Below are 23,491 nucleotides of genomic sequence, written 5' to 3'. Positions count from 1 at the left end.
ACAAGGATTTGAAGCGGACGGAGGGTGTAGGGGGATTCCGTAAATCAGTTTGGAGGTGGAGTGCGTTTACGCAGGCAAGTCGACTACTCTGCTAGTGGGTGATGTGCCAAGGGCGCTACTAATTTCAAAAGGAGATGAGATGTTGTTTGCCGTATTTTTTGAGGATAAACCTGAGGCATCGGAGATTCGGAAAAAAACTCTCATCGACCATATCCAATGGTTAGAACGCCACGAAGATTTGATTTTAGTAGGTGGATCACTCCGAGAGCATCCGTCCTCAGATCCTTTAGGGGGATTGTGGCTGGTCGAGGCGGAAAGCAAAGAAACAGTAACTCGTTTGATTCATACAGACCCGTTCTGGATCGAAGGTCTGCGTAAGAGTTTTAGAATTCTTCACTGGTCGAAGGCATTTCCCCACCTGAAAACTTTGGTTTAAAGAATTCATATACGGCGTGAATGGAGCACGAGCGGGGGGGGGGGCTAGCCTGCTTTGGAGACTAACCGTTAGCCATGGACACCGCTATCGGCCAGACGCGGACGTAAGCTAAGGATAGGATGTATCTTTTGACACGCTACAGCGGGGGTGGAGAATCTATGTCTGATTTACTTCAAGATACGCCAGCCGCCGGTAGATGGGCTGAAGAGGCTGAACTGAGACACCACGCGTGTAAATTTGGCGAAATTGTGCGAGCAGTGATCTGGACGGATGCGTGCGGCCCAGATGGCCAGTTGTTGGTGGCTGTCGATCCAGACAGATTGGTTGCTCAGATAAACAGCAATCCTTTCACTCTTCTTGAGAATCACGATCCCGGACGTCCGAAGGGACAGATATTGGAAAGTGAATCGTTCAAAAGCCCTGATGGTCGACAATTTGTTGCCGCACTCCTGGGATATTACGCGGGAGGAGACGTACTGAGTTTCCTAGGTTTGGGCATAGATGTTGACTCGGCCGTGTTGCCACCCCAGCAGCTTCCAAGACTGTTGGATGATGTGTGGGTCGAGATCGCGACGGATGCAAGGGAGGTGGATGAAGATTGGTTAGATCAGATTACGAATGACTCACCCGTTAGAGTCGAACGTTCTGAGCTGTCGCACAACGCAGCAGATTCATTACAAGAACTGATTAGGGTGGGCCTGCCCTACGTACTCTTGGTTTGGAATCCCTTTGTGACTGCGATAGCTGCAGAAGCGGGCAAGGCTTCCTATGCCGGAATACATGCGTGGTTTCGAAAATTGCTTAGTCGGATGCCCGACAGACGTAACCCTATTCTCGATTTCCATTCATACCAGGACGGCTGTCAGGTCTCATTTTTATTCAGAGGTAAAGATGAGAAAAAGCTTCACGAAGCCATGGACACGTTGGCAGGTGAAGCGGCTCAAGCTGCTCGGGTAATTTCGAAGCTGAAATCTCAAGGAAAGATAAGTCGGCAAATGGTCTATGAGTTCGATAAAGAAGCACTTCTGTGGGCACCGTCGTTCGTTGTATTAAATGATGATCGGATCATCACAGACAACCTCGCACTTATTGCGATCGAGAATCTTCCCAAAGGGCTAAGTCTCGGTCTGACTCGAAGCAATTCTCTCTGAAATAGAGCCGAAGATGCACAAGGTAATGAATGGCCTACAGCCGAAGTCACTCGCTGGCTGTGCTGTTTCTATAGGTCAGAATCATTCCCCTGTTGCGCGTCGGCCTCATCGGAAAGAGCTTTGCGATTACCGCTTTCGGCCAAAAGCCGACCATAGGGTGAAGTATTAGAGAACCTTGAATAGCGCATGCCATAGAAGATTGGCGCAGCGCGCTTCGGTTTCGGTACTAAATTTAGCGTTTTACAGAAAGGATTCATGATGAAGTACGCGGCCATACTGTTGTCGATTCCCGCTATAGCGCTTGCGGTCGCGATTCCTGTGGCGGCCGATGAATCATCCCAGCGTATGCAACGCGCCTCAGGCTTGTGGAAAGTGACACCGGCCACCTCGCCGTTTTCCTGGGAAATTTGCGTCGCCCAGGCAAAGGACCGTCTGATTGACGACGACTTGTGGGCCAACTTCGAACAGGAATGCAAGATCCAGTCAAAAAGCGGAAACGGCGACGGCTACAGCTTTATATCCAGTTGCCCAGACGCGAAGCTGGCCGCCTCGTTCAAGGGCGATCTGACGAAATCGTACATATTGACGGCCGACACTTCGTTCGACCTGAACGGAAAAACCGAGACGCAACGCACCATCGTCAATGGCAGCTTTCAAGGCGCATGTCCGGCCGACATGGAGCCGGGCGTCAAGAAAATGCGCGGTGGCATGAAGATGAACAGCCTGTACATCAACCGCTGATCGATCAGAGCGAGTGCACCTGCCGCGGGATACTGCCCGGCAGGATGAGTCAAGCCCGCGGTGTCTCGATAGAGATAATGTCCGCCATCAACGACGCGCTACGGCGAATTCGCGCTTCCCAAGGATACTCACCGGGAATCCTGATTGTTGCCATGTCGGCATAGGCTCCAGTGCGAAACCCTCTCACCAAAAACAAAGCCCGCACAAGGCGTTTGCGCTTCATGCCTGGCATGCTGCTCGCTTTTCTACAGATATCCGTTTTTTTGACGATACAGTTTATGAGCTGCTCGACATAGCTGCCAATAAGCTGCTGACAGGTGATGAGATGTACAGATTTTCCTTTTTTTCATGATATGAAAATTCTTCTGCAGTTTATTTTCATGAATGCTGAAGTGGCAGCGATCCCTATCAATCGCTTCGCATTCCATGTGCGGTCAGCTTCTAGCGAGAACCTCAAATGATTACTTACCCAGTAAGTGATAATGATGAAGAGCGCATTCAGGCTTTGAATGCTTTCGCGCTGATGGATACGCCACCTGAGCACGAATATGATCAGATCGTCCAAATGGCATCTCGGATTTTTGATGTCCCCATTGTTCTGATTTCTTTAGTGCATCGCGACCGACAATTCTTCAAAGCACGTGTTGGCCTCGATGTGTGCGAAACGGGTCGTGACGTTTCATTTTGTAATTTTGCGCTCATGGGCCGTAACGTTTTTTTGGTACTTGATGCGTCGCAGGATGCGAGATTTAGCTCAAACGCTTTGGTTGTTGGCGCTCCTCATATTCGCTTCTACGCGGGGGCGCCATTGATAACAACCAACGGTCATGTGCTGGGTAGCTTATGCCTGATCGACAATAAGCCCCGAGAGATGTTCTCAGACCGTGACCAGCTTATTCTTCAGGACTTGGCCGTCATCGTTATTGAAAAAATGGAGTTGCGTCGGCTCGAACTCGAGAATGCGGATAGCCATACCCGTTTCATCAATATGACGTCGACTTCACCCGATGCCATTATTTGCTCAAACAGCAAAAATCAAATCACCTCGTGGAATAACTCAGCCGAGCTCATTTTCGGACATAAGTCTGAAGACGTCATAGGAAAGGCTCTCGACATCATTATTCCGCAAGAGATGCGGTCCAGGCATCATGCCGGTTTCTCAAGGGTCGTCTCAGGCGGCCCAGTCAGTATTATCGGAAAATCCGTAAACCTGACGGCCATACATCGCGACGGCCATAAAATACCCGTTGAGCTCTCGCTTTCACAATGGACTGATGTAGGCGAGCCACAATTTGGGGCGATCATTCGTGACGTCACCCAACGTGTAGCGGCGGACAAACTACTCAAGCACGCGGCTGAATACGATCATCTGACAGGCCTCGCTAATCGCTCAACACTTAAGCATCGGATCAAGGAGGCTTGTGACGCACAGATATCAGCTGCAATTCTTCTGATCGACCTGGATGGCTTCAAGGATGTTAACGACACGCTCGGCCACGCTGCGGGTGATTTTGTCCTCAGAGTGACGTCAAATCGCCTTCGCGAACGCGTACCGACGTGTCATATGGTCGCCCGTCTGGGTGGGGACGAATTTGTAGTCTTCATATCAGACACAGCAGATCAGGCCAAAGCGATTGAGCTTGGTTTGGCGCTCATCGCAGTCATTGAAGAACCTATAGAGTTTGAGGACAATTCTATTTTTATCGGAGCCAGCATCGGTGTGTCCATGAGGTCAGGCTCCGATTACGATGGCGAGCAAATGCTTGGCAACGCGGATTTGGCGCTCTATCAAGCCAAGTCTGACGGGCGATCCCTTGTTCGCGTGTTCACCAGCGAGCATCGACAGACGGCCTCAAAGAGAGGGGCTCTCAGCTCATCAATGCGTCAGGCATGGGCGAACAAAGAGTTTGAGCTGTACTACCAACCTCAGGTACGGCTTGCAGATGGCGCTATTACCGGGGCCGAAGCACTTATCCGATGGAACCATCCGACACTGGGCGTCGTGTCCCCAGCGGTTTTTTTACCTGTGCTAGAAGCAGGGCTTTTAGCGGTACCGGTGGGTGAATGGATATTGCGCTCAGCTTGTGAACAGGCAGCTCATTGGCGAAAGACCGGTAGAGATGGCTTTAGGATCGGCGTTAATTTGTTTGCCGCTCAGTTTCGTACGCGCGACTTTGCTGAAATGGTCGAAAGTGCACTTAACGACTTTTCTTTACCGGCGAGCGCACTCGAACTGGAGATTACAGAAAATATAATTTTGCGAAACGAACAGCGAATTATGGAGCCCCTGCACCACCTTCGCTCATTGGGTGTAGGCATTGCGTTCGATGATTTTGGTACAGGCTATGCGTCTTTGAGCCTTCTGAAAGACTACCCGGTCACACGCCTGAAGATTGACCGATCGTTTGTAAGCGGCGTCGAACGTAGCAAAAAAGACGAAGTAATCATCGAGGCCGTTATCAGGCTGGCGGCCGGCTTTGATCTTCAAGTCACTGCCGAAGGCATAGAAACCCGCGAACAGGAAAGTTTGATGCGGCATTATTTATGCGAAGAGGGGCAAGGCTACCTGTATGGTCGCCCTATGACGGCTCATGATTTCACTGAGCGTTATATCTCAATGCCTGACCGATCCTCTGACGTGTTAAATCATAAATAATCCAGCGCCCGCCTGAGCAGGCCCTTTTCAACCCAGACAGCCCTCGGACTGAAGTTAAACAGTCAGGGAATAACATCGGGGTAAATAACATCGGGGTCAGACCACATTTAAAACAATGGTGGTCTGACCCAATTTTCCCTCTGCTCCTACAAACTCTCCAAGCAGTTGCCGTGTATGGGGGCACCGATCGGGGACGGTAGGCAAAGCAAAGAAGAGAAGCAGCCGTCGCGTTCCCGGTTGTACGTGCGTCATTGATGGCGGTAGTACAAACCCTACCCTGTCTCAGTTCATATCCCCGATTGGTCGCAGCCATTGCGGAGGGCGTTGGTGACTAAACTATGTCCGTAAGAGGGCAAAGTAATGATGGTGTGTTTTCCCAATCATGCGCACGTTCACGGCAGATCCTGACCACCATTCGGATACCGGCACCTGCAAATGCGTCCGGCTGCCTTAAGGCAGCCATTCACAACACCATGCATCTCGATCGTCTGAATTGCGTAGTTTGAGCAGGTCGGTTCGAAACGGCATGCGTCTCGCAATCGGGCCGGTGCAACTCGCTGATACCAGCGAATTGCAGCAAGGGCGCAGCTCTTGATCACCGGGGCTTGCGCAACGAGATGACGTAGTAGTGGCTCAATACGTCTTTCTTGCCGAGCAACGCATCGAAGCAACCGGGCTTGACCGAAACACCAATCGTATCGATTCGATAAAACTCCCAGCCATCCTCCGCGTGAGAGTTCACTACGTTTTGTAGGTAGGCTGCTGCCTCATTGCCGCGCTGTTCCTTTGCTCGAACCTCAATGTTCGGCGGCACTTGAACCATTTTGTAGATATACATCCGTGATAACCCTGCAAATGCTTGCATTCCCTTGAACACAAATCGCCGCTGCTTTATAGCCCGCCCTGTGGCGGTTGAAAAGCATCGTCAGAAATATGGGTTTTCTTGAAGAGTTGCTCGTCTTGGCAGATTTAAATCCAAGCGATGATCAGTGGCGTGTCACAGATAAAATAGAGATCTAACCGTAACGGATTTATTTTAGGAGAGACGATGCTTTTCAAAACTGACGAAGAAATCATTGCCGAGAGATATTTTCGCTCTTCCCAAGACGTTGGCGCGTTGTTTGGAATCAGTGCAGGGCTTACCTGCCTGCAATTCGAGGACCCGCGCCCTTTCGCGATGATCGTTACAGCTCTATTTTTTCTGTGGGGATTTTTGTCTGGAGTCTCTTACCGGCGCGTCGCCAAAGCGTATCTGAAGCAATATCCTGGACTAGTGGGTGGTGTCCGGTTTGCAGTCACTAAATTGCCCCTTGTAGTCCTTTGTCTGACCTTTCTCACCTTGATCATGTTGGGGCTGCTCACCGCTGAGCGTATTTCCGCATGGGGACACTACCTACCGCCAGCACCCTTTTGAGCGCTCGCGGACGGGAGCGAGGCCGATTTCAACCTCGCTCGCTCCAGGTCTCGATTATGCTGCCTAGGTGGGGGTGCCGAGCCTTTTTTGGAAGCTTTTGCGCTTTACTTGACCAATCTATATGGCAAAAACAACAAAGCCCGCACAAGGCGGGCTTTGGATAATCTCAGTCTGCTAATCAGCCCTGAAATCAAATATGGTGCACCAGGCGGGATTCGAACCCACGACCCCTGCCTTCGGAGGGCAGTACTCTATCCAGCTGAGCTACTGGTGCAATGCGGGCGCCATGATACTCATCTGGTTGGCGGGCGTCCATGCTGGTGTGTGCTGTTGTAGATTTTGCACGTTTCAAGGTGTTTGGACGACGTTGATCAGAAAATCCGGCTGATGTCGGCAATTGCGTTCTTTTTTTCGAACGGCCTATTGTCCTTTGCCCTAGCAGTCCCTAGGATTCGTTTGAGATTTCAAACGCTCTTGTCCGGTTTTCCTGCACTTTGTGACTCTGCGTTGCGGGGGCCGGCGAATGATTTCCTGATGGCGGCCTTGTTCGAGGCGCCTTTTGTACGATCAAAAACTTGCACCGCCGGTGTGCGGCGCATTTTCGGTATATCAAAGCGGAGGCCGACATGCAGCTCAAAGATTCCACGTTGTTCCGCCAGCAAGCCTATATCAATGGCACCTGGCTGGATGCGGACAATGGCGAGACGATCAAGGTCAACAACCCGGCAACGGATGAAGTCCTGGGCACAGTGCCGAAGATGGGCGCTGCTGAAACCCGTCGTGCGATTGAAGCGGCTGACAAGGCGTTGCCCGCCTGGCGTGCACTCACCGCCAAGGACCGTGGCAACAAGCTGCGTCGCTGGTTTGAGCTGATGATCGAGAATCAGGATGACCTGGCTCGCCTGATGACGCTGGAGCAGGGCAAGCCGCTGGCCGAGGCTAAAGGCGAGATCGGTTATGCAGCTTCCTTTATTGAGTGGTTCGCTGAAGAAGCCAAGCGCGTTTACGGCGATGTGATTCCGGGCCATCAGCCGGACAAGCGCCTGATCGTGCTGAAGCAGCCGATTGGTGTGACCGCCGCGATTACGCCCTGGAACTTCCCGGCTGCGATGATCACCCGTAAAGCAGGCCCGGCGCTGGCTGCCGGTTGCACCATGGTGCTCAAGCCTGCTTCGCAAACCCCTTACTCCGCACTGGCGCTGGCTGAACTGGCTGAGCGTGCAGGCATTCCGGCGGGCGTGTTCAGCGTTGTCACTGGCAGCGCTGGTGACATCGGCAGCGAGCTGACCGGTAACCCGATCGTGCGCAAGCTGTCCTTCACGGGCTCGACCGAGATTGGTCGCCAGTTGATGGCTGAATGCTCCAAGGACATCAAGAAGGTTTCGCTGGAACTGGGCGGCAACGCGCCGTTTATCGTGTTCGACGACGCGGACCTGGATAAGGCCGTCGAAGGCGCGATCATTTCCAAGTACCGCAACAACGGTCAGACCTGCGTCTGCGCCAACCGGATCTACGTGCAGGACGCGGTTTATGATGCGTTCGCTGAAAAGCTCAAGGTCGCTGTGGCCAAGCTGAAGATCGGTAACGGTCTGGAAGAGGGCACCACCACTGGCCCGCTGATCGATGGCAAGGCTGTGGCGAAGGTTAAAGAGCACATTGCCGACGCGGTGAGCAAAGGCGCGAAAGTGTTGTTCGGTGGTAACAGCATCGAAGGTAACTTCTTCGAGCCGACCATTCTGGTCAACGTGTCCAAAGATGCAGCCGTAGCCAAAGAAGAAACCTTCGGCCCGCTGGCTCCGCTGTTCCGCTTCAAAGACGAAGCTGAAGTGATCGCCATGTCCAACGACACTGAGTTCGGTCTGGCGTCGTACTTCTATGCCCAGAACATGAGCCGCGTGTTCCGCGTGGCTGAAGCGCTGGAGTACGGCATGGTGGGTATCAACACCGGCCTGATCTCCAACGAAGTCGCGCCGTTCGGTGGCATCAAGGCCTCGGGCCTGGGCCGTGAAGGCTCGAAGTATGGCATCGAAGATTATCTGGAAATCAAATACCTCTGCCTGTCGGTTTAACGCAGGGGTTTGCAGCCGCCGGGGCGCGAGAGCGACGTTTCGGCGGTTTTTAGTGGCACCCCAAACCTTTTTGGTGGCTGGAGGCCGTGACAGTCGATCATCGAATGCTGTCACGTGTTGATCCACCACTTGATCCTTGAACCACGCCGACCGATGAGCGGCGAATGAGGAAACATGTCCCAGACAAACGCAGAATTGATGCAACGCCGCGAAGCCGCTGTTCCACGCGGTGTTGGCCAGATTCACCCGATCTTCGCCGAGTCCGCGAAGAACGCTACGGTTACCGACGTTGAAGGTCGTGAGTTCATCGACTTCGCGGGCGGTATCGCCGTACTGAACACCGGTCACCTGCACCCGAAAATCATTGCCGCCGTGCAAGAGCAACTGACCAAGCTGACTCACACTTGCTTCCAGGTGCTGGCCTACGAGCCGTACGTTGAGCTGTGCGAAAAGATCAACGCCAAGGTGCCAGGTGATTTCGCCAAGAAAACCCTGCTGGTCACCACCGGTTCCGAAGCGGTAGAGAACGCCGTGAAAATCGCTCGCGCAGCTACTGGCCGTGCTGGCGTGATCGCGTTCACTGGCGCTTACCACGGTCGCACCATGATGACCCTGGGCCTGACCGGTAAAGTCGTGCCTTACTCGGCAGGCATGGGCCTGATGCCGGGCGGTATCTTCCGTGCGCTGTACCCGTGTGAACTGCATGGCATCAGCGTTGACGATTCCATCGCCAGCATCGAGCGTATCTTCAAGAACGACGCCGAGCCTAAAGACATCGCGGCAATCATCATCGAGCCGGTTCAGGGCGAAGGTGGTTTCTACGTCGCGCCGAAAGCGTTCATGGCACGCCTGCGTGAGCTGTGCGACAAGCACGGCATCCTGCTGATCGCTGACGAAGTGCAAACGGGCGCGGGTCGTACCGGTACGTTCTTCGCCATGGAGCAGATGGGCGTTACGGCTGACCTGACTACGTTTGCTAAATCCATCGCTGGCGGTTTCCCGTTGGCCGGTGTGTGCGGTAAAGCTGAATACATGGACGCCATTGCCCCTGGCGGTCTGGGCGGCACGTATGCCGGTAGCCCGGTGGCGTGTGCTGCTGCGCTGGCGGTGTTGCAGGTCTTTGAAGAAGAGCATCTGCTGGATCGTTGCAAAGCGGTCGGCGAGCGTCTGGTTACTGGCCTTAAAGCCATTCAAGCCAAGTATCCAGTGATCGGTGAAGTCCGTGCGCTGGGTGCGATGATCGCGGTTGAGCTGTTCGAAAACGGCGACACCCACAAGCCAAACGCCGCTGCTGTTGCGCAGGTTGTGGCCAAGGCTCGCGACAAGGGTCTGATCCTGCTGTCGTGCGGCACCTACGGCAACGTATTGCGCGTGCTGGTACCGCTGACCTCGCCGGACGAGCAACTGGATAAAGGTCTGGCAATCATCGAAGAATGTTTCGCTGAGCTGGCGTGAAAATGCCAGGGTCGCAATTGATTAAAATGTGACCAAACAGACAAAAAAGACCCGCTTCGGCGGGTTTTTTTGCGTCTAAAAGGGGTAAATGAGGGTTTTTATCTATATCCCTTCGTATGCATTGGCTAAGGTGGGTGCATTGATGGAAGGGGATCTTGGCCTATTTGTTTCGATGCTCCTGATACGGCGTTGTCGCCTGGCAGGCTAGGAGCCGTAGGACCGGCTTTAGCCGGGAGGACATTACTTCAGGCGAAGACTACTGTGTGAATGTAATGGCCCTCTCCCGGCTAAAGCCGGTCCTACGGAAACCCGCTTATTCAGGGGGGTATATTTTGTTTGATAGGAGCTGCATTCCAGTTCAACGGATGCAGTAAGGTCGGTTCATAGAGATACATTTCAGTTCATTGGTTATGAGTTGCTCGACGAGAGAGTTCTGATGACAGCTGTAGATTTGCCTGCGGGACCTCGGGTATTGATTGCTGAGTCCGATCCATGGATTCGTGAAACGCTCAGTGAGTTGATCCTGAGCGTGCGTGACGACGTTGCGCTCGAGATTTGCAGCGATGGCAAGCAGGCCGTCGAGTTCATGAAGAAACACATTCCTGATCTGATCATCGCAGCCAGAGAGTTGCCTGTTATCGATGGTTTAAGCCTGTTGCGTGGCGTACGCGGTTTGCGTCGTCAGCCTCCATTGCCTTTTATCCTGATCAGCAACCGCGGTGACACGGCCAGTGTTCGCGAGGTTGTACCGTTGGCGCCAACCGCTTACCTGACCAAGCCGCTGGACACTGAAAAGCTGCGCCAACGTCTTGAAGGCTTGCTGCTGGCGTGTCCGGTGCCGGGTGCCGTGCCAGCGCTCGCACCGGGTCAGACGCTGAGCAAGTACCTTGAAAAACATCGGGACACAGCTGACGGTGCGCCGTTGTTTGTGGATGTCGCCACTGCGCTGAAGCTTAGTCAGGTCGGGAGTAGCGTCGATGCTGTGTTGCTTGAGCAGGAGTTGCGCGCTGACCCGCATATCACTGCAGTGCTGATTGCTGCTGCCAATACGGCGGCCAAGCATCTGGTCAAGCCTGTACAGACGCTGGGTGCGGCGCTGGCGCTTCTGGGGGCTCCCCAGAGTGCCAGCATTGTTTCGGGTTTGACCAAGAAGCGTGTGTCGATCCTGACCAACAATGCGTTGCAGATGAAGGCCAGCGAGTTCTGGGAGATGTCGCAACGTACTGCGGAATACGCCCGGGTGTTGGCGGGCATGCTTGAGGTCGACCCCGAACGTTGTTTCTGTGCAGGGCTGCTGCTGTCACTGGGCGATCTGGCGGTGCTGGGTTGTTTGCAGGAGTGGTTGTTGGCTGGCGGCAAGCTGGATGATCAACAGATCGAAAAAGCGCTGGAGCAGTACTCGGCGGCTTACGGTTCGGCATTGCGTGTCCGCTGGCGTTTGCCGCTTGAGTTGCGGGAGCTGACGTCGTCGGTTTATCAGTACAACACCGGGGTTTATACCCGCGAAGTGCTGGTCATGAACCTGGCCGGGCATATGGCGCGTTTGGGTGACGAGGACAGCGTGACGACGTTGCTCAAAACCAAGCCTGCCCGCTTGTTGAAACTGACTGTCGCGGACTTGCAGCGCTTGCGCAAGAAGCTGACTGGTGTGACTGATCCAAGTCTGCTGGCAGCGCCGGTGGGGCTGGTGGTGGAAACATTGGCTGATGACGAGGATGAAGGTCCGGATCTGCTGGATGGTGCGCCGGAGGCGGAGCCTGAAGCAAACACCGACCTGTAGGAACGCACGAGCACCGCGAGGCCGCGATAGCGGTTTGTCAGTCAAACCGCGTAATCGTTCTTCGCGGGCAAGCCTCGCTCCAACGGGACTGAGATTTACTGTGGGAGCCGGGCTTGCCCGCGATGCAGGCGCTGCGGTGTATCAGTTGTGGCGCGTTATCGTTCATCGCGAGCAAGCTCGGCTCCTACAGGGCGCCGCAAGTCTGTTGGAGCGAGGCTTGCCCGCGATTCAGGCGCTGCGGTTTGTCAGTCATGGCGCGTAATCGTTCATCGCGGGCAAGCCTCGCTCTAACAGGCTCTTGCGCGAATTACCTACACCAACACAATCTGATTCTTGCCCTGACGCTTGGCCTGGTACATCGCCGCGTCGGCACGGGCGTAGAGGATTTCCAGGCTTTGGTCATCCTCACCCATGTTGGTCAGGCCCTGGCTGGCGGTGATACCGAAGCTTTTGTCGCCGCGCTGGAAACTCAGGCGCTGGATTTCCCGCTGCAGGCGTTCGGCGATTTGCTTGGCCATGTCTGGCGCGCAGCCTGGGAACACTGCAGCAAACTCTTCGCCGCCAATACGTCCGAACAGGTCGCCGCGCCGTAGCGTGGTCCTGCCGCATTCAGCGATTTTCTGCAGCACCAGATCGCCTTCCTGGTGACCGTAGGTGTCGTTGACCAGTTTGAAGTCATCGATGTCCAGCAACAGAAACGCCAACGGCGTGCCGTGCAGGCGAGCCAGTTCGAATTCGCGCTGGGCGCATTCGAAGAAGTGCCGACGGTTGCTACTTTGCGTCAGTACGTCGGTGGTTGCCAGGCGCTGCAGCTCGCTTTCCAGCTCTTTCTTTTCGGTAATGTCTTCTGCGATGCCCACCACGACGAGACGCTGCTCGGCGTCGGTCTGGTGACTCACGAAGCATTTATCGCTGATCCAGCGGACTTCGCCGTCGGCACGGATGATCCGGTATTCGCGATCTTCCACAGCGCCTTTCTCGATAACTTCGTTGAGGCTGCGCTCAGCGTAGTTGAGGTCATCGGGGTAGATGCTGTCGCGCCATTCGCCATAGTCGGCCAGCAGTAAACCCGCAGAGCGACCGAAGATGCGTTCGTAAGCCGGGCTGACGTAGATCATCCGCTGGGTAGCCCAGTCGAATGCCCAGAGCACGGCATTGACGCTGACCAGCAGCGAGCTGAACAGCTGCTCACGCTCACTCAGGCGTGCGACCTCTGCCTGGGCGTGCATCAGCGCCAGTAGCGTCTCCGCGGCGGCGGGGGTATCAATATTGGGTGTCAGTAGAGTTTTGTTGTCCATGGCACTGCATCTCAGAATAAGGTGCGGCGCACAGCCACAACATTTCCCGCACGGGGTCGCGGGCAGATGTTCTGAGTGGATTTAGGAGGTGAAGTTCAAATCAGGCGCGCCCCAATTGAGGCGCGCTGATCAGTGGCTTCAAGCGTGCGCAGGGCGCAGCGAGTAGGTTTTGAGCTGGTCGGCGAAGTCACGCAGGGACTGGATACCACTGGCCTCGGCTTCGTGGATCCAGTCTTTCATGGCAGCCAGCATGTCGTGGCCGTTGCTGCTGGTCTTGACCCAGATTTGTTGCAGGGCCAGGCGCTTTTCGTAGATCACTTTCAACGCGTGGCTGTGTTCCAGCATGGTCTGGATGCGCAGATGGTGCTTGTCATCCAGCAGGCTGGTTTCACGGGACAGCAACCGCTTGGCGCGATGGAATTGGTGGCGTACCGAAGCATCGGCTTTGGCCAGTTCCTGGGCGACCAACGGGCCAATCACCAGCTTGCGGTACTGAGCCATGATCTGGAACCGGTTGTTGAGGATCGCCATGGCGGTGTCCATGTCGATACTGCCTTTGCCCTCGACGCGGTGCGCGATGGGTGCGACCCGCTGGACCTTGGCCAGACGCAAGGCGCTGAACACTTTGATCCACGCCCAGCCGATGTCGAATTCCCACTTCTTGACCGACAGCTTGGCCGAATTCGGGTAGGTGTGATGGTTGTTATGCAGTTCTTCGCCGCCAATGATGATGCCCCACGGCACCAGATTGGTCGCCGCATCGCGGCATTCGAAGTTGCGATAACCCACGGCATGCCCCAGGCCATTCACGACGCCTGCGGCCCAGAACGGAATCCACATCATCTGGATCGCCCAGACGGTGATGCCCAGTGCGCCAAACAGCAGCAGGTCGATGACCGCCATGATCGCCACGCCGAGTAACGGGTAAGGCGTGTAGATTTTGCGTTCGATCCAGTCTTCCGGGCAGTTTTTGCCGTAAATTCGCAAAGTGTCCGGGTTTTCTGCCTCGGCCCGATACAGTTCCGCACCCTTGCGCAGTACAGTAGAAAGCCCTTTGACGACCGGGCTGTGCGGGTCATCGACGGTTTCGCATTTAGCGTGGTGTTTGCGGTGGATGGCCGTCCACTCGCGGGTGTTCTGCGCCGTGGTCAGCCACAGCCAGAAGCGGAAGAAGTGTTTCAGACCTGCATTCAGCTCCAGGGAGCGGTGGGCGGAGTAGCGGTGGAGATAAATTGTGACGGCGACGATCGTCACATGGGTCATCGCCAGCGTGACTGCTACTAACTGCCAGACGGAAAGGTCAAGCAAACCGTTGTACCACATAGGCTATAGGGCCCTCGAAAAGACGCTTTGAAAAAAAACCAACAGTGCGCATTATCACTGAGCCGCCAGATAAAACCAGTCGGCCTTGGAGATAAGAGTCGCCAGATGTTTCCTAATCTTTAATCCCGCACCTCATAAGGTTACTAGCTTTCTTATGACTGACTCTTCGCGTGACGCACTGCGAACATCCCTGTTTTACGGGGTTTTATCCATTCTCTGGTTCGTCATGAGCGATCACTGGCTACCCGCTTTGATCGAAAATCCGGCTCGATTGAAGTTTGCCCAACAGATGAGCGGTTACGTCTGGGTGGCGGTCAGCGCCATTTTTATCTTCGTGGCTCGTAGCCAGTTACTGCGCTTCATGGGCATCGAACTCACGCTGCGCCGACAACGCGAAGACCATGAGCGACTGCGCCTGGCGGCCGCTGTTTTCGACAGCACGCTGGAAGGCGTGGTGGTCACTGATGGCGATGGGAAAATCGTCCACGTCAATCGTGCCTTTATGGAAATTACTGGCTACCAGTTGGACGAAGTGCTGGGCGCCAACCCGAGCAAATTCAAATCCGGTCGCCATGGCCCGGAATTTTATCGGCAGATGTATCGCTCGATCTTCAGCGCCGGGCAATGGAGCGGCGAGATCTGGAACCGGCGTAAAAGCGGTGAGGTTTATCCGCAATGGCAAAGCATTCGTAGCGTGAAAAGTGACAGCGGCGAGATAAAAAACTTCGTCGCGGTCTTTTCCGACATCACTGCCATCAAGCGTTCCGAGCAGGACTTGTTACAGCTCGCTCATTACGACCCCCTGACGAATTTGCCCAACCGTCTGCTGTTCATTGACCGCACGACCCAGGCACTGAGCTATGCCCGTTCCAGCAAGCGCGGCTGTGCGCTGTTGTTGATCGACCTGGATCATTTCAAGAACATCAATGACAGCCTCGGGCATAACGTCGGTGATGACGTGCTTAAAGCGGTCGCCGAGCGGCTCAGGTCTTTGTTCGATAACGACATGACGCTGGCAAGGCTGGGCGGCGACGAGTTTGCATTGCTGATCGAGAATTGCCAGCAAGTGGTGCAGGTGGCCGGGTATGCCCAGCGGATTCTGGACGGCTTCAAAACCCCGTTCGTGCTGGAGAACCGACAGCTGTTCATTAGCGCAAGCGTCGGGATCAGTTTGTTCCCTGAGGACGCAGCCAGTCCCGCGCAGCTGCTGCGCAACGCAGACTCGGCGTTGTTCAAAGCCAAAGGTGATGGTCGCGAGACCTATGCTCTCTATACCGAGGAGCTGACCGCCCACGCCCAGCAGCGGGTGCATCTGGCCAGCGAGTTGCGGGGTGCCATTGAGCGAAATGAGCTGCGGGTGTTCTATCAGCCGATTCACAACCTGCACAACAGCCGCATCCTGGGCGTCGAAGCACTGGTGCGATGGGAGCATCCGGAGCGGGGGCTGGTGTCACCCGGGGAGTTCATCCCCATCGCCGAGCAGAGTGGTTTGATTGCCGAGCTGGATGCCTGGGTGTTGAACACGTCCTGCCAGCAGATGTGTGCCTGGCTGGCAGCGGGCGTGGATATTTCCTTTGTGGCGGTCAACATCTCCAGTCGTCTGTTTGCCAGTGGTCATCTGGTTGAGCGGGTGGCGAAGGTGTTGAGCGACACCGGGCTGAACCCCGCGCATCTGGAGCTGGAAGTGACCGAAAGCGCGGTCATGGATGACCCGGATCAAGCCATCGAGCAGATGCACCGGCTGCGCGAATTGGGGCTGAGTCTGGCCATCGACGATTTCGGCACGGGTTATTCATCCCTGCTACGCCTCAAGCGCATGCCGGTGCAGAAGCTGAAAATCGATCAGGGCTTCGTTGCCGGGCTGCCCGGCGATGAAGACGATATCGCTATCGTGCGAGTGATCATTTCCCTCGCGCAAAGCATGGGCATGCGGGTGCTGGCTGAAGGCATCGAGACGGTGGATCAGGCGTCGTTTCTACTGGCCAACAATTGCCCGATGGGCCAGGGCTACTGGTTCGCACGGCCAATGCCGGCGGAGCAGATTGACTGGGCGCACGCGCCGGGGTTTTAGCCAATCGATCTGGCAGTTCCGTGCAACTGCCTGCTAACCACAGAAATGAAAACACCCTGTAGGAGCTCACGAGCACCGCGAGGCAGCGATGGCGGTCAGCCTGACACACCGCTATCGCGGCCTCGCGGTGCTCGTGCGCTCCTACAAAGAGGGGAATCAATCACCCAACACACGTCATGGCTCATCAACGCAACCCGTAGGAGCGGCTTTAGCCGGGAGGGCGTCGATAGGTGCGCTAAATATCGCAGATCTGGAAATACGCTCTCCCGGCTAAAGCCGGTCCTACGCGGCAATGTCGGTCCTGACTGGGCAGTAAATGCACTTTGGTTATATGTAGATTCTTAAATAGTATTTTTAAGAATATCCGCACGTCTCTAAGATTGCCTCCATGCCATTAGCAGATTCACGCGGTCGCGGCTGCAGGCCAATCAATTTCAAGGAGTTCGATCATGAGTGCATCTCTGCGTAGCGTTGACGGTCAGGACGAAGCAGCGATTCTGCGCGAGATTCAGAGTGCGCTTCGCGATCTGCGTTTCGGGGCCGTTGAAATCACCGTGCACAACGCGCAGGTCGTGCAGATCGAACGCAAGGAAAAGTTTCGTTTGCAGAATCCGGGTAACAAACCGAGCTGATTCACAGATTACCTGTAGGACCGGCTTTAGCCGGGAGGGCGACATTTCTGACAAAGGAAATGCAGCGTATGTACCTGCCTCCTCCCGGCTAAAGCCGGTCCTACGGGGCGTAGCGTCACAATAAAATTAGAAAAAGCCAACAACACCACCAGATTTCCAGGAGCTTGACCCATGTCCATTCGCCGTTATGCGCTGGCCGCACTTGCCAGTGCCGTATTTGCCGGTTCTGCAGTTGCAAAGGATTACGAGCTGTTGAACGTCTCGTATGACCCCACTCGCGAGCTGTATCAGGAATACAACGCTGAGTTCGTCAACTTCTGGAAAAAGTCCCATCCGGACGACAAGGTTGATATCAAGCAATCCCACGGTGGTTCAGGCAAGCAAGCGCGTTCAGTCATTGATGGTCTGCGCGCTGACGTCGTAACGCTGGCACTGGCTGGTGACATCGATGAAGTCGCCAAACTCGGCAAAAGCCTGCCGGAGAACTGGCAGACCCGTCTTCCGGACGCGAGCACGCCTTACACGTCCACCATCGTTTTCCTGGTGCGTAAAGGCAACCCGAAAGGCATCAAGGACTGGGGCGATCTGACCAAGCAAGGCGTTTCTGTCATCACGCCTAACCCGAAGACTTCCGGCGGCGCTCGCTGGAACTTCCTCGCGGCCTACGGCTATGGTCTGAAAACCGGTGGCAGTGAAGCCAAAGCCAACGAATACGTGACAGAGCTGTTCAAGCACGTGCCGATTCTGGACACCGGCGCTCGCGGTTCGACCATTACCTTCGTTAACAACGGTCAGGGCGACGTGCTGCTGGCGTGGGAAAACGAAGCGTTCCTGGCGCTGAAAGAAGACGGCGGCGCGGACAAGTTCGACATCGTCGTACCTTCGCTGTCGATTCTGGCTGAGCCACCTGTGGCTGTTGTCGACAAGAACGCCGAGAAGAAAGGCAACACCGAAATCGCGACGGCTTACCTGAAGCACCTGTACAGCAAGGAAGGGCAGGAAATCGCAGCGAAGAACTTCTACCGTCCACGTGACGCGGAAGTCGCTGCCAAGTACGAAAAACAGTTCCCGAAACTGGATCTGCTGACTATCGACAAAGACTTCGGCGGCTGGAAAACTGCGCAGCCGAAATTCTTTAATGACGGCGGCATTTTCGACCAGATCTACACGCCTCAGTAACACAGGCTCTGTAGGAGCGCGCTTGCCCGCGATGAGGCCATCCAATCAGACACATTTTTGGTGGTCGTCAGATTTTTCGCGGGCAAGCGCGCTCCTGCAGCAGCTATTCGCTGACTGCTGAACTATAGGACCCGCACTCGTTTGCGGGTTCCGTGTGTTAACCAAGGACTTCTATGTCACGTCGCATTTCTCCCGTCATACCCGGCTTCGGGCTGACGCTGGGTTACACCGTGGTGTACCTCAGTCTGATTGTGCTAATTCCGCTGGCGGCCATGTTCATCCATGCCGCTCAGCTGACCTGGGATCAATTCTGGGCAATCATCACCGCACCACGCGTGCTGGCTGCTCTGAAACTGAGCTTCAGCGCAGCGTTCTATGCCGCTGTCATCAATGGCGTGATCGGTGTTCTGCTGGCCTGGGTGTTGGTGCGTTACACCTTCCCGGGGCGCAAGATCATCGATGCAATGATCGACCTGCCATTCGCGTTGCCCACCGCTGTCGCCGGTATCGCTTTGACCGCGCTCTACGCACCTAACGGTCTGGTCGGGCAGTTCGCTGCTGATCTCGGCTTCAAAATCGCTTACACGCCACTGGGTATCACCCTTGCGCTGACCTTCGTTACGTTGCCCTTTGTGGTGCGTACGGTGCAGCCGGTACTGGCCGATATTCCCCGTGAAGTCGAAGAGGCTGCTGCCTGTCTTGGCGCGCGTCCGCTGCAAGTGTTCCGTCATATTCTCGTACCGGCCTTGTTGCCTGCCTGGCTGACCGGTTTCGCATTGGCGTTTGCCCGGGGCGTGGGCGAGTACGGTTCGGTGATTTTCATTGCGGGCAACATGCCGATGAAAACCGAGATCCTGCCGCTGCTGATCATGGTTAAGCTGGACCAGTACGATTACACCGGCGCGACAGCGATCGGCGTGATGATGCTGGTGGTTTCCTTCGTTCTGTTGCTGCTGATCAACTTGCTGCAGCGGCGTATCGAAACCCCATCCTGAGGAGGCGCAGAACATGTCCCATTCATCTGTTTCAGCCGCCGCCTCCGCTAACGCTGCCCGCCGTGGCAGCGCGGTGTCGCGCCGGATTCTGATCATCCTGTGCTGGCTGGTGTTTCTGCTGTTCCTGGGCTTGCCGCTTTTTATCGTGGTGTCCCAAGGTTTGAAAAACGGCCTCGGCGCTTTTTTCACGGCGATTCTGGAACCCGACGCGCTGTCGGCCCTCAAGCTGACCGTGATCGCGGTGGTCATATCGGTCCCGCTCAATCTGGTCTTCGGCGTCAGCGCTGCCTGGTGTGTGAGCAAATACTCGTTCCGGGGTAAAAGCATCCTTGTGACGTTGATCGACCTGCCGTTCTCGGTCTCGCCGGTGATTGCCGGTCTGGTCTACGTCTTGATGTTCGGAGCCCAAGGCTTCTTCGGTCCGTGGTTGCAGGATCACGACATCCAGATCGTGTTCGCCTTGCCGGGCATTATTCTGGCGACCATCTTCGTCACCGTGCCGTTTGTGGCCCGTGAGTTGATCCCGCTGATGCAGGAGCAGGGCACTCAGGAAGAAGAAGCGGCACGTCTGCTCGGCGCCAATGGCTGGCAAATGTTCTGGTACGTGACGGTGCCGAATATCAAATGGGGCTTGATCTACGGTGTGGTGCTCTGTACCGCCCGGGCCATGGGTGAGTTCGGGGCGGTCTCGGTGGTATCCGGTCACATTCGCGGCGTCACCAATACCCTGCCGCTTCACGTCGAAATTCTCTACAACGAGTACAACCACGTCGCAGCCTTTGCCGTGGCGAGCCTGTTGCTGATCCTTGCGCTGTTTATCCTGCTGCTCAAGCAGTGGAGCGAAGCGCGCATTAACCGTCTGCGCCAAAGTGCGGCGGAGGAATAATTCATGTCAATCGAAGTCCGTAATGTCAGCAAGAACTTCAATGCCTTCAAAGCCCTGAGCAGCATCAATCTGGACATCCAGAGTGGCGAGCTGGTGGCGTTGCTAGGTCCCTCCGGTTGCGGCAAGACCACCTTGCTGCGGATCATTGCCGGTCTGGAAACGCCCGATGACGGCAGTATCGTGTTCCACGGTGAAGACGTGTCCGGCCATGACGTGCGTGATCGCAACGTCGGTTTTGTGTTCCAGCACTACGCGCTGTTTCGTCACATGACCGTGTTCGACAACGTCGCATTTGGCCTGCGCATGAAACCCAAGAATCAGCGCCCGAATGAAAGCCAGATCGCGGTCAAGGTTCATGAGCTGCTGAACATGGTCCAGCTGGACTGGCTGGCTGATCGCTATCCGGAGCAGTTGTCCGGTGGCCAGCGTCAGCGTATCGCCTTGGCCCGCGCCCTGGCGGTAGAGCCCAAAGTGTTGCTGCTGGATGAGCCGTTTGGTGCACTGGATGCCAAGGTGCGTAAAGAGCTGCGTCGCTGGTTGGCGCGTCTGCACGAAGATATCAACCTGACTTCGGTTTTCGTGACACACGACCAGGAAGAAGCCATGGAAGTGGCGGATCGCATCGTGGTCATGAACAAAGGGGTGATCGAGCAGATCGGTTCGCCGGGCGAGGTGTACGAAAACCCTGCCAGCGATTTCGTTTACCACTTCCTGGGCGACTCCAACCGCCTGCATGTAGGCGAAGAGCAGGTGCTGTTCCGTCCGCATGAAGTGTCGCTGTCACGTTCGGAACTGGAAGACCACCACGCGGCAGAAGTGCGCGACATCCGCCCGCTGGGCGCGACCACCCGGATCACCCTGAAGGTCGAAGGCCAGAGTGAACTGATCGAGGCCGAAGTGGTGAAAGACCACGACAGCCTGACCGGCCTGGCGCGTGGCGAAACGCTGTTCTTCAAGCCGAAGGTCTGGCAGAAGGTTGCGAATATTTAGGTGATTCATTTGTAGGACCGGCTTCAGCCGGGAGGGCACCATTCCTGACAAGGTATATGCAGTGAATGTACAGGCCCTCTCCCGGCTGAAGCCGGTCCTACGAGGTGTGGTTTTCTATCAAACCACCGGCTTCAAATCCCGCTTGCGCACGGGCCCTGATCTTTCTTCAATCGCATGCTGCAACGGCTTGCGCAGCCCCATCAGAAATGCCAGTTCAGCCACCACAAACAATGGCCCGATAATCAGCCCACTGATGTCATCGATGAATGCCGGTTTGCGGCCTTCGTAGTAATGGCCGACAAACTGAATGATCCAGCCCACCACAAACAAAGCCACCCCGGCGCTGAGCCAGACCATGGTCGCCTGTTGCGCGAGGATGGCGCCTGCCCACAGGCAAAGGCCCAGCAGCGCGCCCATCAACACGCCGAACTGCCGGTCAAGGCGTAAATAGAAGATCACCGAGGCTGCCGCGACCACGGCTGCGGGGGAGAGCCAAAAGCCGCCCATTATCCAGCCCGGGCGGGACAGCAGCACCGTGACGGCAACGACGATCAGTGGAATTCCTACAAAGTGTGTCGCGATATTCCGCGAGTCGCGGTGGTAGGCCGCGTATTGACTGAGGTGGTCGGTGAGGGTTTTCATTATTATTCCTCTTTGAGCGATAAACGATTCTGCTACGGTTTCGTTTTTAACGCGATGTGATCAGCAGTAACAGGGAGCAATACATGACAAATGGAGCTGGATGGCGCTCGCGATTAATGAACGACCCTTGGTTCAGTCATCTGCCTGCCGCCTTGCAGGATAGCTTGTTGGACGCTGCTCGCCAGACGCGCAAGACACCGGGTAAATTCCTGTTCGAAAAGGGGGACGAGCCTTGCGGGTTGTATGCGCTGGTAGAGGGGGCCGTTCGCTTCGGCGGTGCTGCCGATCAACGTCTGGTGCCGCGTCTTGAGCGCATCCGCATGCCTTACTGGTTCGGTGAAGTCTCGTTGTTCGACGGCATGCCTCGTCGATTTGATGTCTACTCCATGGAACAGAGCATCTTTCTTCACGTTTCACACCCGGTGGTCAACGAACTGCTGGAGAAAAACCCTGCTCACTGGCGCCCTTTCGCCGACCTGCTCAGCCAGAAAATGGGCATCAACCTGCTGCGCCCGGAGCGCATCAAATTGCTGCCCGCCAAGGCTCGCGTGGCCTGGCGTTTGTTGATGCTGGCTGAAGGTTATGGTCACCTCAGTCATGCGCGACGTTTGATGAGCTTTGCCGAAATTGATGCGCAGCGCACCGCGGACCTCTCGCCACAAGAGCTGCTTGAAGTATTGCAGGACCTGCATCAACGCAAGATCCTGCGTCTGGTAGACGAGCAGGTGGAAATCTTCGATGTGGTCAAATTACGTAAAGCGGCCAACGCCCTGCGCGCCAAATCGTTATGCTGAAGGCCTGAACAATCGAGGTGATGCATGCGGCTGCTGTTAGTGGAATACGATGCCAGCACGGCGAACGAGCTGGCCGAAGGCTTTGCCGAGTCGGGTTTTACCCTGGACGTGGCGCTCAACGGTCTGGACGGTCGCCATTTCGTTGAAGAGCAACACTACGACCTGATCATTCTCGACGTCATGCTGCCCGGCCTCAATGGCTGGCAACTGTTGCAGCTGATCCGTAAGCGCGGCGAAACGCCGGTGTTGTTCCTGACCGCTCCGGATGCCATCGAAGACCGTCTGCGCGGTCTGGAGCTTGGCGTTGATGATTACCTGCTCAAGCCCTTCAGCTACGAAGAGCTGTTGGCCCGTGTGCACAGGTTACTGCGTCGCGGCCCGACAGGCGACGCGGCCAGCATCAGCATTGCTGATCTGGAAATCGACATGACGTTGCAACGTGTCAGCCGTGGCGGCCAGCGGATTTCCATGGGGGATAGGGAGTTTGCCTTGTTGCAGCTACTTGCGAGCCGCCAGGGCGAAGTCCTTACCCGCAAGCAAATCGCAGCAGAGATTTTTGATGACGATCCTCGTCCGGTTACCGTCGCCCTCCAGCGCCTGCGCTCCAAAATCGACGAACGCTATCTGCCCAAGCTGATTCACGCGGTGGGCGATGACGGCTATCAACTGGCGTTGCTGGATGATGAGGCGTTTGATTTGCGGTGATCGCGGGCAAGCCTTACTCCCACAGAGACCGCGCAATCCTGTAGGACCGGCTTCAGCCGGGAGGACGTCGGAACATCCGCCAAACCTTCTTCGCCAGAACCACCGCTCTCCCGGCTAAAGCCGGTCCTATCCCTGTAGGACCGGCTTCAGCCGGGAGGACGTCGGAACATCCGACAAACCTTCTTCGCCAGAACCACCGCTCTCCCGGCTAAAGCCGGTCCTATGTATGGACTCGCCCCTACTTTCAACCCGCTTTTTGAACACTGCTACCCGG

Annotated in this window: 21 protein-coding genes and 1 tRNA gene; 16 read left to right on the top strand and 6 right to left on the bottom strand. The window is 55.7% G+C overall.

All coding sequences use genetic code 11. The features are described 5' to 3' along the window. The first annotated feature begins 139 nt into the window (after positions 1-139). From AO242_RS18635 to AO242_RS18620, 4 genes are all read left to right on the top strand, one after another. A complete protein-coding gene (locus AO242_RS18635) occupies positions 140-436 on the top strand; it encodes a YciI family protein (RefSeq protein ID WP_099269893.1) in 297 nt (98 codons plus the stop codon). A 158-nt stretch (positions 437-594) separates the two neighbouring features. Next, complete coding sequence (locus AO242_RS18630) at positions 595-1,587, top strand: hypothetical protein (protein ID WP_099269892.1); 993 nt, start codon at positions 595-597, stop codon at positions 1,585-1,587. 258 nt (positions 1,588-1,845) lie between these two features. Further along, the gene (locus AO242_RS18625; protein ID WP_099269891.1) at positions 1,846-2,328 is read left to right on the top strand and encodes a DUF3617 domain-containing protein; all 483 of its coding nucleotides are present in this window, start codon (positions 1,846-1,848) and stop codon (positions 2,326-2,328) included. Positions 2,329-2,785: 457 nt separating this feature from the next. Beyond that, positions 2,786-4,984 carry a putative bifunctional diguanylate cyclase/phosphodiesterase gene (locus AO242_RS18620; RefSeq protein WP_099269890.1) on the top strand — a complete coding sequence of 733 codons (2,199 nt, stop codon included), beginning with the start codon at positions 2,786-2,788 and terminating at the stop codon, positions 4,982-4,984. A gap of 392 nt (positions 4,985-5,376) precedes the next feature. Here the strand turns inward: AO242_RS18620 and yidD are convergent, their stop codons facing one another. Next, on the bottom strand, positions 5,377-5,583 hold the full coding sequence (gene yidD, locus AO242_RS18615) for a membrane protein insertion efficiency factor YidD (RefSeq protein WP_099269889.1): 207 nt from the start codon (positions 5,581-5,583) through the stop codon (positions 5,377-5,379). After that, positions 5,580-5,822, bottom strand: a complete 243-nt coding sequence (locus AO242_RS18610) for a DUF4177 domain-containing protein (protein WP_095092946.1) — start codon at positions 5,820-5,822, stop codon at positions 5,580-5,582. Before AO242_RS18610 ends, yidD begins: the two co-directional genes overlap by 4 nt. Positions 5,823-6,032: 210 nt before the next feature. Here AO242_RS18610 and AO242_RS18605 point away from each other — a divergent pair, with 210 nt between their 5' ends. After that, positions 6,033-6,398 carry a hypothetical protein gene (locus tag AO242_RS18605; protein ID WP_099269888.1) on the top strand — a complete coding sequence of 122 codons (366 nt, stop codon included), beginning with the start codon at positions 6,033-6,035 and terminating at the stop codon, positions 6,396-6,398. A gap of 197 nt (positions 6,399-6,595) precedes the next feature. Here AO242_RS18605 and AO242_RS18600 read toward each other — a convergent pair. After that, positions 6,596-6,672: transfer RNA gene (locus tag AO242_RS18600), tRNA-Arg, on the bottom strand. Between the two features lie 352 nt (positions 6,673-7,024). Between AO242_RS18600 and gabD the strand changes: the two genes are divergently transcribed. From gabD to AO242_RS18585, 3 genes are all read left to right on the top strand, one after another. Further along, a complete protein-coding gene (gene gabD / locus AO242_RS18595; RefSeq protein ID WP_027901287.1) occupies positions 7,025-8,467 on the top strand; it encodes an NADP-dependent succinate-semialdehyde dehydrogenase in 1,443 nt (480 codons plus the stop codon). A gap of 174 nt (positions 8,468-8,641) precedes the next feature. Continuing rightward, positions 8,642-9,922, top strand: coding sequence for a 4-aminobutyrate--2-oxoglutarate transaminase (gabT, locus tag AO242_RS18590; RefSeq protein WP_027901286.1), 1,281 nt, complete (start codon positions 8,642-8,644; stop codon positions 9,920-9,922). A gap of 436 nt (positions 9,923-10,358) precedes the next feature. Then, positions 10,359-11,702, top strand: coding sequence for an HDOD domain-containing protein (locus AO242_RS18585; RefSeq protein ID WP_176560663.1), 1,344 nt, complete (start codon positions 10,359-10,361; stop codon positions 11,700-11,702). 311 nt (positions 11,703-12,013) lie between these two features. On the opposite strand, the gene AO242_RS18580 is transcribed toward AO242_RS18585, so the two are convergent. Together AO242_RS18580 and desA are read right to left on the bottom strand one after the other, a co-directional pair. Beyond that, positions 12,014-13,000, bottom strand: a complete 987-nt coding sequence (locus AO242_RS18580; protein WP_027901284.1) for a GGDEF domain-containing protein — start codon at positions 12,998-13,000, stop codon at positions 12,014-12,016. 138 nt (positions 13,001-13,138) lie between these two features. After that, positions 13,139-14,323: a delta-9 fatty acid desaturase DesA gene (desA, locus tag AO242_RS18575; protein WP_027901283.1), complete on the bottom strand. Its 1,185-nt coding sequence runs from the start codon at positions 14,321-14,323 to the stop codon at positions 13,139-13,141. Positions 14,324-14,477: 154 nt separating this feature from the next. On the opposite strand from desA, the gene dibA reads away from it, so the two are divergent. The 6 genes from dibA (at position 14,478) to AO242_RS18545 (ending at position 21,076) form a co-directional block, all read left to right on the top strand. Then, complete coding sequence (gene dibA / locus AO242_RS18570; RefSeq protein WP_099269887.1) at positions 14,478-16,394, top strand: phosphodiesterase DibA; 1,917 nt, start codon at positions 14,478-14,480, stop codon at positions 16,392-16,394. 449 nt (positions 16,395-16,843) lie between these two features. Continuing rightward, entirely contained in the window at positions 16,844-17,026 is a 183-nt protein-coding gene (gene oscA / locus AO242_RS18565) for a sulfur starvation response protein OscA (protein ID WP_003170956.1), read from the top strand. Positions 17,027-17,197: 171 nt separating this feature from the next. After that, on the top strand, positions 17,198-18,205 hold the full coding sequence (locus AO242_RS18560) for a sulfate ABC transporter substrate-binding protein (protein WP_099269886.1): 1,008 nt from the start codon (positions 17,198-17,200) through the stop codon (positions 18,203-18,205). A gap of 173 nt (positions 18,206-18,378) precedes the next feature. Then, positions 18,379-19,200, top strand: coding sequence for a sulfate ABC transporter permease subunit CysT (cysT, locus tag AO242_RS18555; RefSeq protein WP_027898478.1), 822 nt, complete (start codon positions 18,379-18,381; stop codon positions 19,198-19,200). A gap of 13 nt (positions 19,201-19,213) precedes the next feature. Then, a complete protein-coding gene (gene cysW / locus AO242_RS18550) occupies positions 19,214-20,086 on the top strand; it encodes a sulfate ABC transporter permease subunit CysW (protein ID WP_027898479.1) in 873 nt (290 codons plus the stop codon). Between the two features lie 3 nt (positions 20,087-20,089). After that, positions 20,090-21,076 (top strand): sulfate/molybdate ABC transporter ATP-binding protein, encoded by a 987-nt coding sequence (locus AO242_RS18545; protein ID WP_099269885.1) that lies wholly within the window; start codon positions 20,090-20,092, stop codon positions 21,074-21,076. A 117-nt stretch (positions 21,077-21,193) separates the two neighbouring features. On the opposite strand, the gene AO242_RS18540 is transcribed toward AO242_RS18545, so the two are convergent. Next, the gene (locus tag AO242_RS18540; protein ID WP_099269884.1) at positions 21,194-21,718 is read right to left on the bottom strand and encodes an Mpo1 family 2-hydroxy fatty acid dioxygenase; all 525 of its coding nucleotides are present in this window, start codon (positions 21,716-21,718) and stop codon (positions 21,194-21,196) included. 83 nt (positions 21,719-21,801) lie between these two features. Between AO242_RS18540 and AO242_RS18535 the strand changes: the two genes are divergently transcribed. Further along, the gene (locus AO242_RS18535) at positions 21,802-22,512 is read left to right on the top strand and encodes a Crp/Fnr family transcriptional regulator (RefSeq protein WP_099269883.1); all 711 of its coding nucleotides are present in this window, start codon (positions 21,802-21,804) and stop codon (positions 22,510-22,512) included. Positions 22,513-22,536: 24 nt separating this feature from the next. Next, positions 22,537-23,217, top strand: a complete 681-nt coding sequence (locus tag AO242_RS18530) for a response regulator (RefSeq protein ID WP_099269882.1) — start codon at positions 22,537-22,539, stop codon at positions 23,215-23,217. The last annotated feature ends 274 nt before the right edge of the window (positions 23,218-23,491 follow it).

It is taken from the genome of Pseudomonas sp. ICMP 561, from assembly GCF_002699985.1.
Lineage (GTDB): Bacteria > Pseudomonadota > Gammaproteobacteria > Pseudomonadales > Pseudomonadaceae > Aquipseudomonas > Aquipseudomonas quasicaspiana.
This window is presented reverse-complemented; position numbering and strand designations above follow the sequence as displayed.